Source organism: Actinomycetota bacterium (assembly GCA_035765775.1).
GTDB lineage: Bacteria > Actinomycetota > CADDZG01 > JAHWKV01 > JAOPZY01 > DASTWV01.
The window spans coordinates 1-13,437 of record DASTWV010000059.1; the positions used below are offsets into that span (position 1 = coordinate 1).

The 13,437-nt window shown below is 66.3% G+C and carries 8 protein-coding genes; 1 reads left to right on the forward strand and 7 read right to left on the reverse strand.

Translation table 11 applies throughout. The features are described from left to right. The first annotated feature begins 684 nt into the window (after positions 1–684). Positions 685–1,848: a type IV pilus twitching motility protein PilT gene (locus VFW71_13750; GenBank protein HEU5003820.1), complete on the forward strand. Its 1,164-nt coding sequence runs from the start codon at positions 685–687 to the stop codon at positions 1,846–1,848. A 10-nt stretch (positions 1,849–1,858) separates the two neighbouring features. On the opposite strand, the gene VFW71_13755 is transcribed toward VFW71_13750, so the two are convergent. The 7 genes from VFW71_13755 to VFW71_13785 all read right to left on the reverse strand — a co-directional run bounded on the left by VFW71_13755 (position 1,859) and on the right by VFW71_13785 (position 12,103). Next, entirely contained in the window at positions 1,859–3,850 is a 1,992-nt protein-coding gene (locus tag VFW71_13755) for an O-antigen ligase family protein (GenBank protein ID HEU5003821.1), read from the reverse strand. Positions 3,851–3,960: 110 nt separating this feature from the next. After that, entirely contained in the window at positions 3,961–4,329 is a 369-nt protein-coding gene (locus VFW71_13760; protein HEU5003822.1) for a prepilin-type N-terminal cleavage/methylation domain-containing protein, read from the reverse strand. Between the two features lie 157 nt (positions 4,330–4,486). Beyond that, on the reverse strand, positions 4,487–5,959 hold the full coding sequence (locus VFW71_13765; GenBank protein ID HEU5003823.1) for a hypothetical protein: 1,473 nt from the start codon (positions 5,957–5,959) through the stop codon (positions 4,487–4,489). After that, positions 5,956–6,555, reverse strand: a complete 600-nt coding sequence (locus VFW71_13770; protein HEU5003824.1) for a prepilin-type N-terminal cleavage/methylation domain-containing protein — start codon at positions 6,553–6,555, stop codon at positions 5,956–5,958. The genes VFW71_13765 and VFW71_13770 overlap by 4 nt, the downstream gene beginning before the upstream one ends. Positions 6,556–7,024: 469 nt before the next feature. Beyond that, positions 7,025–8,443: a type II secretion system F family protein gene (locus VFW71_13775; protein HEU5003825.1), complete on the reverse strand. Its 1,419-nt coding sequence runs from the start codon at positions 8,441–8,443 to the stop codon at positions 7,025–7,027. Between the two features lie 32 nt (positions 8,444–8,475). After that, entirely contained in the window at positions 8,476–10,080 is a 1,605-nt protein-coding gene (locus VFW71_13780) for a GspE/PulE family protein (GenBank protein ID HEU5003826.1), read from the reverse strand. A gap of 772 nt (positions 10,081–10,852) precedes the next feature. Then, the gene (locus VFW71_13785; GenBank protein HEU5003827.1) at positions 10,853–12,103 is read right to left on the reverse strand and encodes a hypothetical protein; all 1,251 of its coding nucleotides are present in this window, start codon (positions 12,101–12,103) and stop codon (positions 10,853–10,855) included. Positions 12,104–13,437: the final 1,334 nt, after the last annotated feature.

Consider the following 13,437-nt stretch of genomic DNA (forward strand, 5'->3'; position numbering starts at 1 on the left):
TGTGGTGCTGGCGGACACCGACACCGTCACCGGCCGGAGGGGCCAGGACTCGGATTTCAGGCGGAGGTGGGGCTTCCTTGCGGCCACCCGTGGGGCGTTCTAAGTGGCCACCAGTGGGGACTTTGGCATGGCCACGTACAGGGCCCCGCTTCAACCGACGTTGCGGCGACCTATAAGGACATCACCGGTCAGCCGATTCGGGCCTTGCGGTGCGAAAGCGCTTGCTTCTGAGGACGTGGAACATGGTTGGCCGCCAGGCGAATCTCAGGTCTCGAGAGGCGTTGCTGACGCTGGCAGGTGGACCTTGGGTCAGAGGCGGTTCGCTGCCTCGCGCCTGGGCGGCCTTCAAACCATCACGTCGTCCGGACAATCCACCGATTCGCGCGGAAAAACCTATTCAGCTCACGGCGCCTGTAGCGGTGGCTCGGCAATTGGTGCACATGGAGGCGAACCGGGATGACCAACTGGGAAAGTTCGCGGCGGCCTCGCGGCGGATCCCGGCTTATGTGCGATGCGCGATCAACCGATATGCATAGGGGAGACTCCGCGGGAGCGGGCTCTGGTGTTGGATGTGGCCGACCGGAGTGGCCTACGATTCCCCACAGCGCGGACAGAGAAAGAGCTTGGGCGCCGAAGGCTTCGTTGGGGCGCTGGAGTTGAGACGGAAGGAAGAAAGGGATCCCAATGACTCGTGCCAAGGCAGACGCCCTTGACCCCCTGCTGACCGAACTGTGGGAACGCAACGCGAGCGACCTCATCCTGACGGTCGGCGCTCCACCGATGCTCCGCATCGACGGCCAGCTGACGCCACTCCCGGGGATCGAAGCGCTGCAGCCGGACGAGGCCGAAGCTCTCCTGCAGAGTGTGCTCCCGGAAGACATGTGGGTCCGCTTCCAGCGGAACCGAGAAATCGACTTCTCGTTCAATTGGCGAGACCTCGCCCGGTTCCGGGGCAATGCCTTCGTGCAACGGGGCACCTTCGGCCTGGCCGTGCGAGCAATCCCCTTCCAAATTCCCAGCTTTTCCCAGCTAGGCCTCCCTCCGGTCACAGCTGGCCTCACGCAGCTGCCCCATGGGCTCATTCTGGTCACTGGGCCGACGGGCTGCGGCAAGTCGACCACCCTGGCATCCATGCTCGACTACATAAACCAGACACGGGCCTGCCATATTCTGACAATTGAGGACCCGATCGAGTACGTGCACGCCCACAAACGCTGCGTCGTGAACCAGCGGGAGGTCGGCGATGACACGCACTCTTTCGCCAACGCACTCCGCTCCGCACTCCGGGAGGACCCCGACGTCCTGCTCGTGGGAGAGATGCGGGACCTCGAGAGCATCCGGATCGCATTGACCGTGGCGGAGACCGGCCACCTGGTGTTCGCCACCCTGCACACCAACGACACCTCGCAGGCCCTGGACCGCATCGTCGACGTCTTCCCGGCCGAGCAGCAGCAGCAGATCCGCATCCAGCTGGCCAACTCGCTGCAGAGCGTCCTCTACCAGCAGCTGATCCCGCGGATCGGCGGTGGGCGGGTGGCGGCTTTCGAGGTGCTGCTGGCCAACCATGCCATCCGGAACCTCATCAAAGAAGGCAAGAGCAGCCAGATCCGCAACGTCGTGGTCACGAGCCAGAAGGAGGGCATGCAGACCCTTGAGGCGGCCATCTCCGACCTGATTGTCCAGGGCGTCATCGACCCCGTCGCCGGCCGCATGCGGAGCATGTTCCCCAATGAGATCCGCACCACCGGCCCCCTGGGCATGGCCCCGCCCGTGCCCATGCCGATCCCGGCGTCTCCGCCGCCCCCCGTTGCAGCGGGAGCCCAGGGGGATCGCCGGCGGGGACGCTGAACCTCGCCGGTCAGCACGACCCCTGGGGGATGGCGGCCCCCAACGCCAGCGCTCTGGTGCGGGCCGTGTCCGCGGTCTCCTGGTCGCCGGCACGGCAGGCCCCGCCGAGCAGGTTCAGCCAGGCCGTGGGATTCTCGGGCGTCAGCTGTGTCGCCTTCTCGGCATAGGGCAGTCCTGCCGAAGGTCCCGCCAGCGCTTCGGCTGCGGCCGCCCGGGCGGTCAGCAAGATCGCGATGCTGCCCGCGTCGGCCCCAGGCGCGATCGTCCGGATCCCGTCATCCAGGATGGCAGCCGCCCGAGCCGGGTCGCGCCCAGGCCCGAGCTCGAACGAGGCCGCAGCCAGATAGCCCTGGGTGTCTCCGGGTGCGACCATGATCGCCTGGGCGTAGGTACTCCGAGCGTCCCGGGCATCTCCGAGCTGGGCATAGACGGCGGCCAGCTCATTGCGGATGCGGTTGGTCAGGCGGGAGCGGGCGAGGGCTTGGCGCAGCAGGCGTGCCGCGGCGCGCAAGTCCGCGCTGCCGGTGCGGTTCGCCAGCCGTTCCGCCCTGACCTCGAATGGCTGGGCCGAATACGGGGCGAGGATCGAGGCCATGCGGAGCGCCTGGTCGCTGGCTCCCGGCTCTCCAGCGATGTGGCCGGCAACGAACGCCCCGCTGACCGCCAGCAGAGATACCAGAGCCAGGACACCCACGATCCGGCTCATCCAGCCCGGAGGCCGCTGGGTGGTGGGCGGATCCTCGAGCCACGGCGTGACCGCCAAGGCGGCCATAACGACAAACGCCAAGCCGTACCCGGCGTACGACCAGTCGTGGTCGATCGCGAGATGGATCGAGCCGCCGACCAACCCGCCCCAGACGCCAAGAAGCCAGGGTGACTCCCTGCCCCAGCCCTTCCTCAGCCCCAGAAAACCACCGAGGAGAGGCACAAGGGCAAGTGCCACCATACCGGCGAGGAGGGCCAGCCCTCCCTCGGCAAACGACTCCAGGTACTGGTCGTGCGCCCACTTCGACCATTCCCACTGCGGCTTTTGGATTTTGGCGAACACCGGACCGAACGTACCGAGCCCGGTGCCTACCAACACATTGTGACGACCGATCTGCACAGCCCCCACATCCCAGTGGATGCGCATCACAAGGCTGGCCGGGTCCTCACCTTTGACCGCCAAGACCGACTGCACGCCCCCACCGTGCTGCGCGCCCCGGTGAAAGAACACGGGCCCGGTCATGAGCAACCCCATGCCCGCCACCGCCACGAGGAGCGCAGCGCTCCGCAGGAGGACCCTTTTCACCCCAGTCCCGGCCATGGCCACCACAGCTATGAGGCCCGCTCCGCCGGCCACCGCACCGCCACGGGATCCGCTGAGCGCGATGCCGAGGTACACAAACGCTGAGGCAAACCCGGTGCCCAACGCGAAGATCCGAGATGGGGTAGTCAGGCAGACACAGACCAGTAACGGGGCCAGCAGGATCAGGTACCCGGCGTATTGGTTCGGCGCGTAGAACGTCCCGACCTGGGCATGGGTCGGATCGCGCGACCCCAACCAGAGGTAGAAACCCCAGAGCGTCTGGATGGACACCGCCACGATGAGCACCCCGGTCAGCCACTCCCGACCCCGCCGGCGTTCCGCCACTCGAAGGGCCAGCACGCCAGAGGCGCCGAGCCACAGCCACTGCAGGGCTCCGGGGTAGCTCGTGGCGAGATCCCGGGAGAACACCGCCGACAGCCCCGCCGCCAGGACCGAGCCAGCCAGAACAACCGCCAGGTACCGGTGCCAGCGGTCGCGAGAAACCCCCAGCCTGCCGGCCAACCCCAATACCGCGACGACGCCGAACGTCAAGGCCTCGGCCCCGGCCAGCCAGCCCGGATCGTTGCCACCGGTCATCAAGGGGAGTACGCCCAGACCGAACACGAGCGGCACCAGAGCCACCACAGCAACCACCACGACCGAAGCCCGCCTCGGCGAGAAGGTGTCCTCGGGGGTGTTCTTGGTCCGGAGCACTGCCCGAAGGGTAGACCCCCACCCGCTCCTTCGGTGACCCAAGATCGACCCCGGCAACCAGGAGGGCCCGGGGAACACCCGGGCCCTCCAGGCGATTCAGCGACTCGGACCTACGTGATGGTGCATGCCCCGGACGCCGTCACCTTCCCGTTCGACGGGGCGTACGAGATGGTGTAGCCGTTGTTGCCGGGGGTGTCACGGATGAGGCCCTCACCGATCAGCGTGCCGTCATGCGTGTTGAAGTTGTTGGTGGCGCCGATACCGCTTGCGTAGGCGCCGTATTTGGCGTAGTAGGCCTCCGAAGCGACCTCCACCGTCTTGGCATCCGCCTTGCACGCCGCCGCGTTGCCACGGTCGGTGATGCCTGCGACGGCGAAGACGACGATTGCCGCTAGAATCCCCAAAATTACAATCACGATCAGCAACTCGATGAGAGTGAAGCCACTCTCACTCTGCTGCAGCTTCCTCAATTTCGGCATCACTTTTTGAAGCCTCCTCTCTCGCGCAGCATTTCTCCTGGAACGCTGCTAGCTTTCCTTGACCAACCTCATGCTCCGGACTACGATCGCGCGCCGCCCATCACCTCCTTGCTCCGCAGGGAAGGTGGCTCCTTGATCCGAACCAACCTCGGCGAACTCACCGGTAATAACTCCAAGCAGTGACCGTCACCTGCTTGCCCGGATTGCTACTATCTGTATCGTCGTACTGGGCAATAGCCTTGAGCTTTGTCTTGCCCCCGACAGTGGCGGTGAACAGAACGGTGCGTGGGCCCGCTTTGGTCGAGGTTCCCAGGATGGGGGGCGTCCCGATCACGCCAGCCAGCGGTCCGGCACCGCCGGTCAGATCCATCGTCAGATCGTCACAGATGATCCCTCGCCCAAAGATTGCCTGGGTAGAGCTCGTGACAAGCTTGACGTTGAACGATCCCACGGGGGCGTAGACAGTACCCCGCAGCACCAGTTGCGTGCTGGCGGCGCTGGCGTCGAGGAGGTAGCACGACTGGTTCGCCACACATCCCGATTCCACGTTGCTGGCGGTATAGGTGACGGTGTAGCGCGGGGGCAGGCCATACAAGACAATCTGCTGGCGGGTGAGGCTGATTATAGGGCACGCGTTCAACGCGTTGTCCAGTCTCATGTGGCTGTCACCCCCGAAGACCCATTGGACCCCCGGCTGACCCGCCAGGCAATCCGTGGCCGCCGATCCTGCTGCATTTGGGGTCCCACCGATCATCTGCGAAAAGCTTGGAGCCCAAAGGTGCGCCGGATTTCCGGTAGAGAAATTGAAGAAATACACACCGGTGGTGAATATCGCTTTGCCATTACTGGCACAGGGGCCCGCCGCGTTGAGTTGGTTCACATTTGTGTACCATCCCGGGAAGAAGTAAGTTGCGCCCGAAATACACTGGCTGGCGGCTGGCGTCACCGTCGACGTGAGCAGCGGATCATAGGTCGACGTGACGTAGCCGGGGTCGAATACGGTGGCGTTGTCAGCACAATTGAGCCCACCGGTTGCGCTGATATTCGTCGATGCGGACTCGAGACACGAGGGCGTGCTGACACTTCCAGTCACATTCCAAAAGACCGCGTTCTTCAGGTCGATATTGTTGTTCGACCGAGCCTTGCCCCCGATGGTCAGCGTGTAGTTCGACTTCTCGAGTACCCCATTCGGAACAGTTCCAGTCACCGTCTCCAGTGCCAAAAGAGCATAGGACGGGTCGTTACTCGTATTATCCTGCGAAACCAGCCCACTATCATTTGTGCCGACGCACGTTACCGTCGCCGACACACCATCGATCGTCATTCCGGAGGTGGGGCAATTGTTGGTTCCAACGGGGGTGGCGTAAGCAGGGGCGGTCCCCAGGAGCACACCGCTCGCATCGCGGGCATGACGCAGGCTGTTTATCGCTCCGTTTACTGCCCCATCCACCCCATACGTAGTCGAGGACTGGTCCCGAACCGCGAGGGTTGTGCGTATGCTGGCGTCGCCCATATACAGGAGGGCGCCCAGCCCCACGGCAATGATAATGATGAAGATCAGCGCTAGGAGGAGCGCGCTGCCCTCATCGTCCTCAAACGCACCTTTTATTCGCTGGCGAAGACAGATCAACCCGTTGACCTCCCGACTCCCGATACGAAGAACTGGAAGCCATCCTGCTCAGTAACAGTCATGCCCACAGCCCGAGCGGGCTGGTTGGCGCAGGTATATACGCACACGGCCGGCGCCACACTTGAACTCAGCAAGTGAGCCACAATGACGTCGCTGGACTGCGGGGTGGATCCCGGGGCAGCGCCCCGGCAGTTCACCCGGTGAAGGGCGGGCTGGGCGCCGGCGACAGCCTGGGTTTCGTAGGTTGCCACGTTGTATGCCGTGACGCTCCCGGTCACATCGTATTCGGTCCATTGGAACTGAAGGATCGGTGTATACCCGGCAACAAGACAGCCTGAGTCATATCCTGACGTCACCGTCCCCGTCACCCCGGCACTTTGGACATCGTTTCCAAAGTAGGCAGTCGATATCTGGGCGTCGTGGGACTCGGTAAGGCGCTGCTGGGTAGATGCCGTGTTGTGGATCACGGCGATCACGGAGGCGGCAACCGGACCCATGATGACGCCTAGAATCACGATGGCGACCAGCAGCTCCATGAGCGTGAAGCCGGACTGGTTGGCGGCGAGCGACCCGAGACGGCTCATGACGTCGGGCATTGGTTGGCCCCAGCACCGCTGATACCCGGGCACCGCTTCACGACGTCGAGCGTCTCGGAAGCGCGCGCCGAGGAGACCTTTAGGGAGATCTTCTGCAACCCGGGGTCTTTCCCGCCCGGACAGGCCGGTGCCCACGTGGCGGTTGACGAGACCCAGAATGCCACGCCGGTAGCCGCAGGGGTGTAGACGCCGGCATACCCGGGCAGCATTGTGAAGGTCACAGCCGCGGGCGCGTAACTCGCAGGCGACGCCGAACAACCTGCCCATGTCGTGCTGCCTTCAACGGCTTCCGCGTAGTCTCGGAGGATCGCCTGGGCATTAGCCTCCTGCCGGTGGATGTCTGAGGTGATGATCGATGTCGCCATTCCCCCCAAGATAGCCACGAAAGCTATACCCATAATAGCAATCGTCATGATAACCTCAATTAGTGTGGTGCCGGCGTCATTCCGGGGAGGCCGTAATTTGCTGATCACGAGATCTGCACTTGACGGAAGATGCCGTACATCGCAGAGATCAGAGCGATCGCAACAAATCCGACGATCAGTCCCATAAACACGATCATGGCTGGCTCGAACAGGGTGGTCAGCTTCTTGATCTTGTAGTCAAGCTCCTGCTCGTAGAACGACGACGCTGTTTCAAGCTGCGTATCCAGAGTCCCGGTGTCCTCGCCCACCCGGACCATCTGCGTGACCGCGGCGGGAAACAGGGCAGAGCGCTGGATCGGCCCGGCGATGCCGCCACCCTCGAGCATCTCCGCCCGCACGGCGTCGAGGGCCTCCTCGTAGACCCGGTTCTTCGTGCTCTCCGACACGACAAGCAGAGCCTCAGGGAGGGGCACGCCGGCGCGGACCATCGCCGCCAGTACCCGGCAGAACCGTTCGATGATGGCGAAGCGGACCACGTCGGACAATACCGGGATCTTCAGGAGCAATTGGTCCTTCTTGCGCCGGCCCCATTCGCTGTTGAGCGTGAGAGCGAGCGAAATGATGAGCACCCCAAGGCCGGTCAGGAGGGCCCACCACCAGTGGCCGACAAACGCACCGGACGCCAGGACCATGCGGGTGGTCAGAGGAAGCTTGGCGTTGAGCGACTCGAAGAAGGTCTTGAACCGGGGCAGCACAAAGGTAGCAAGCAAGATCACGGTGCCCACCGACATGACGCCGATCAGGGCGGGGTAGATCATGGCTCCCCGGATCTTGCGCCGGGCCTCGAGATCCCTCTCGATGTACTTGGACAGTTGATCCAAGACGGAGTCGAGGCGCCCCGTGAGTTCTGCCGCGCGCAGCATGTCGACGTAGAACCGCGGGAAGATTTTTCCTTGGGCCGCAACACCCGTGGAAAAGGTGTCGCCCTCGATGAGGCGGACTCGGATGTCGTTAAGAGCATCCTTGAACGTGGTGTTCCTAGCCTCTGAGGCGAAGGTATCGATTGCCTCGAGAATGGGAATACCCGCTCGGATGAAGGAGGCCAGTTGGCGGGAGAAGTTCATGATATCTGTTTTAGGGACCTTCTTCTGGGTGATCTCGATCTGCCAGAAGCTTTTTTTCTTCTCTCGGGCCGCCGCAGGAGGAGAAGCAGAAGGAGTCTCTTCCGCGGGATAGAAGGAAGGTATGGCTCCGTAGCCCATCGGTGGGATGCCACTCTGTTGGGCGTAGGGGGGTGGGTCCCCATAACTCGCGACCGGTGCCGTGCCGGACGCCGCAGGCACCTGGTTATTCGCTTTCCCCCCACCCTTCCGGCCAGCACCCTTTCCTTCCAGCTCTACCGAGACGTCGTAGAGCCGCTGGCTTCGCAGGTCGGCTTCCGCCTGCTCGGGGGTCTCGGCAAAAGTGGTGCCCCGCACCACTTTTCCAGAGTCATTGGTGGCGACGTACTTGAACTTTGGCATGTTGGGTCCCTCGCTCGACGGCCACGACTGGCCTACAGCGTATAGATGCTTCGCATCACTTCAGCAATGGTAGTGATGTCTTGGTACACGAGGCGGAGCGCCTCGGTGCGCAGGGGCCGCATGCCTTGGCGGATCGCCATCGAGCGCAACTCCTCATGACTGGCGTCCTTGACGATTAGATTCTTCATCTCATCGCTGATCTTGAGCAATTCGTAGGCGCCGATACGCTCCTGGTAGCCGGTCTGCGAGCAGAAGTTGCAGCCCTCTCCATGCCAGAACTGCGCTTTCGGCGGACCGCCGGCATCCTTGTAGAAGGCGATTTCGTCCGGGCTCGGGTCATAAGCGGTCTTGCAGACGGGGCAGATTCGCCGGAGAAGCCGCTGGCCAACGACCCCGATGACAGAGGAGGAGATCAGGAACGACTCGATCCCCATATCGAGGAACCGGTGCAGCGCCGCGGCCGCGTCGGTGGCATGGAGCGACGACATCACCAAGTGCCCTGTTAGTGCAGACTGCACAGCGATCCGGGCGGTCTCAGCATCCCGGATCTCGCCGACCAAGATGACATCCGGGTCCTGCCGAAGGATGGATTTAAGGCCGTTGGCGAAGGTGATGCCCGCCTGCTCCCTGATCGCGATCTGGTTGATCGACGGGAAGATGTACTCGACCGGGTCCTCGATCGTCATGATGTTCCGCTCGGAGTTGTTTACCTCGTTCAGCGAGGCGTACAGCGTGGTGGTCTTGCCACTCCCTGTGGGACCGGTGCAGATGAGCATCCCGAACGGGGAACGAAGCAGTTTGGAGTAGTCGGCCGTGACCTCAGGGTCCATGCCCAGGTCGCCCAGGCGGTAGAGCTGCTTGGACTTGTCCAGCAGCCGAAGAACTGCCTTCTCGCCCCAGATGGTGGCCGTCGTGGCCACCCGGATGTCCACCTGGCGGCCGTCGATGTTCATCGCGATCTGGCCGTCCTGTGACTTCTGGCGCTCGACGATGTTCATCGACGCCATGATCTTGAGACGGCTGACCACCGCCGGCCCCATCGTGGGCGGGAGGGCCAGAACGTCGTGCAGCGCACCATCGATGCGGTACCGGATCCGCAGGCGATCCTCCTGAGGCTCGATGTGGATGTCGGAGGCCCGGTCCCGCAGGCCTTGAGTGATCATGAGGTTCACGACCTTGACCACTGGGGCGTCGTCGGTAACCGCCTGCTGCAGGTTCGGGGCCTCAACCTTGCGGGAGAGCTCGGTAGCCTGGAAGGCCTCGATCTGCGACTGGACTCCACTCAGTGCCCGGTAGGAGTTGTCGATCGCCCGGCGCACCTCGGATGCAGGGGCCAGTAGGAGCCCGACCCGAACACCGGCTGCCTTCGTGAGCTCGGCATGGACCTCGGCGCTTACGTCGGCGACGGCCACCTCGAGTCCGTTCTCGGACAGGCGGAGCGGGATCGCCCCTACGCCCCGGGCGACGGTCTCCGGGAGCTTGCGCAGTGCCTCGGGCTCCGGGGTCATGGTGCGCAGATCGGCGATCGGGATGCGCAATTGCTCGGCCAGCACGCCGGTGAGGGCACGCTCATCGATGAAGCCCATCTCCATCAGCAGGGCGCCCAGGCGCTTGCCCGAGGCCGACTGCTGGAGCAACGTCTCCTGAAGTTGGGTGTTGGTCAGCAGCTGGCGCTGCAGCAGGAGCTCACCGAGGCGGGGCCGGCCGGAGACGGCAGGTGGGTGTGAGGGGGCCTGGGGGGCCGAAGGGGTCTGAGCGGGCGGCTGGTGCGGGGGCGGCGCGGCGCCGGCCCTGCCGTGGTGGTGCCCGTCGGCTCGGGGACCGTCCTGGGGGCGAGGCGAGGAGGCCGGGGGCTTCCCGTTGCCTCCCGGGCTCGCTGGAGGTCGCGGCGGGAGGGTCCCGGTGCGATTCCCGGCATTGGCGGGGTTCATCGCAGGGCGTGGCGGCAACGTCCCCGGCGGCGACGCCGGGGGTGGTCCAGATCCTTTGTTTCCCTTATCACCCTTCTTAAACATGGTCGGTACGTCTTTCACGCGGGGCCCCTCTGCTTGCCTGTGCTCTTGGCATCGGCGGAACGGGGCCGAATCTTGAAGCCCTTTTAATACTTCCTGCAGACCAATAATGCGTAGGCAATCCGGGTACCCCCGCAGGACACCGCGCCCGACCGGCGGGCCTGGTCCAGGCGAGGGCTGTGAGTCTAGATCGAATGCCATCGACGGCCGACAATGCCGCGGCCGACATGAGCGTAGCGATTTCCCCCCGATCTTCCGCTCACCCTCGGTGCTTCAAGGTGGAAATCAAGCAGCAAATGTCGCGCTTGTCAATGGTGCTGGCACCCCAAGCCCTATTGACGTTCCCTTAAGAGACCGACATTCTCTGCAGACCTCGCCATTCGCCAGGCCGCCGGCCTCAACTTATGGTCAGCGACCCCACCGAACGGCTCCCGGGCTGGCACACCACGACCATCCGGTAGGCGCCAGCAGCCAGACCGGAGTCGAGTGCGACCGTCTCCTGGGCGGTACCGGTCTGGTCGATCGACATCGGGACCGCGCCCGGGATGTTCAGCGACTCGCCGTGGATCCCGAGCAGCGACAGCGTGCAGGTGGCCCCCTTCTCCGCCCCCACCTTGATCGTGACCGAGCCGCCCGGGGCGACCACCGGAGTCAGGAACTCGATCGCCGTCGGGCCGACGATGCCGCTGGGGACAACCTGCGGGACCACCGCCTGGGCCGGGGTGGCTTTGGGATTGGTACCGGTCTGACCCGAGGCGGCAGTGTTGAAGTGCACGTTGACACCGATGGCCACCAGGGCCCCGACCACGCTGAGCGCAGCCACCACATATAAGGGGCGCACCCGGCGCAGCGATGGAGGGCCTTTGACGACCGGGGCCTCGCTCGGAGCCGGTCGGGGGGTGACGGCACGGGGGGACCGTCGGGGCCTCTGCTCGATCTCCTCTTCGGGTGCCGCGCCTGGGGCTGGGAGCTGCCGCGGCGGCCAGACCACCGAGGTGGTGTGCTCGCGGAAGATGGCCTTGGCGGGCGCCCCCGCTGGCTGCACCTGCGGCCGAGCGGGCGGCACTGGCTGGCGGTACTCGATGGGGGCTGGTGCGGGCGGCGAAGGCACCGCGGCCGGCCTGGCCGCCGAATCCCCGGTGAGCCAGGGGTTCTCTGGGGCGGCGGTCTGCGCAGGGGGGCTGGAGGGAGCCGGGGGCAGGGGGTCGAGCCACAGCGGCTGCGGGCTTGAACCCGAGGCGGCCGTGGCCCTGCTTGCCGCCACCGACGGCGGTACCGGGTCCCAGACCCAGGCAGGTGTCGGGACGGGCGCGGCCCAGGAGGCATCGGGTGCCGGCTCCGGGTCCGCCCCGGGAGCGGGCGCCTCAGCCGCAGCCTCGGGCGGAGCCGGCGGCGCCGGCTGCGCCTCGGGGGACGGCGGCGCAACCCGGTCGGGGAACGGATCCCAGCGGGGAGGCTTCGCAGGCTGCTCGCTCTCGGGGACCGCCCATCCCGGCAGGTGGAGCGCCTCAGGCTCCTGAGCAGGCGTCTGCGGGGGCTCGGGCGCTGATGGTGCAGTTGGCTCAGGAACGTAGGGGGTGGGCGTCAGGGCGGCGGGTTCGGCCGGAGGCGGGGCGAAACTCGTGGAGGGCGGCGGCGCATACGCCACGGGCACCTCCGGCGCCCTGGACGGGGCAGGGGTTGCGGGGGGAGACGTCCACAAGTCTGGGACGGGAGCAGTGGACGGCGGCGCCGCATATGCAGCCGGCTGCTCCGGTGGCCTTCCCTCGACGGGCGGTGGGAGCGGCGGCCCCCAGAGGTCCGGAGTTGGAGGCGCCGACGGCGGGGGCGCATAGGCAGCGGGCGCCTCGGGCACCCTGGGGGCAACAGGAGTCGGTGCGGACCCCCAGAGGTCCGGGGCGGGCGCGGTGGACAGGGGAGGGGCATAGGCAGCCGGCTGCTCCGGAGACTTGGGCTCGGCCCGGGCGGGCGGGCTGGACCCCCAGACGTCCGTAACGGGCGGAGCGGGAACCGGCGAAGAGACGGGCGCACGCGGCGGGGCAGGGGCTGCCGGCGCTGATCCCCAAAGGTCCGGGGCGGGAGCCATCGAAGGGGGCGGCGCATACGCAGCCGGCTCCTCGGGCACCGCGGGCCCGATGGGCGCGGGCGGGGCGGACCCCCAGACGTCAGGGGCGGGCGGCCTCGGCATGGGAGCCGGGGCGGCCGGCCGGGGGACCGCAACTCCCCCGTCGGGCGACCACACCGGGATCGGCGGAGCATCGCCGCTGGCCGGGGATGCGCTCGGGGCGCTGAGAGCCATCCAGGACCGCAGGCTCTGCGCCGGCGGCTTCGCCGGACCGGTCGCCTCGGCAGGCTGGGCGGAGATCTTGGGCCGCTCGGGAAAGGCCTCGGTGGGGCCTGCCCCCCGCGGGACGACCCGGGGCGGCGGGTCGGAGCGGCGCCGCTTCGACTGCGGCCGGGTCTCGCCCGGGCGGACCCACGACCCGCCCGGCGGCGGCGTCGGCCATCCCGGTGCGGGCGTCGGCCAGTTGGCCCCCAGCTGCGGGCGCTCGGGTGGGGCCTCCCCTTTCTTTCCTTTCTTGCGCGGCGGGGGTGCGCCCGGGGCGGTCGGCGACGACCTCGGCGAACGGGGCGGCGCAGTGACGGCCTGTGGCGGCCGGGACTGGCCGGCGGCCATCGGGCCTCCCCCGACCGACCTGCCCGCCATGGGACCTGCAGCCATCGGCCCACCTGCCATCGGCCCGCCCATCCTCGGCGGCGCTGCCACGTGGCCATTGCCGGAGGGCACCGGCGGGGCCTGGGTCGCAGACGGCACGGGTGGGGCTGGGCTGGCGTCCGGCATGGCTGGCCGCCCATCCCCGTCGGCCCCCGGGAGGCTGCGGGAGGGCCGCTCCCCACGGTTCAGCCGGCGGTTGGCGGCAATTGCCCGCCGGCGCTCGGTCTCCTCGCGCGACAGCAGGGGCGCCGTCTCCCGACGGACGG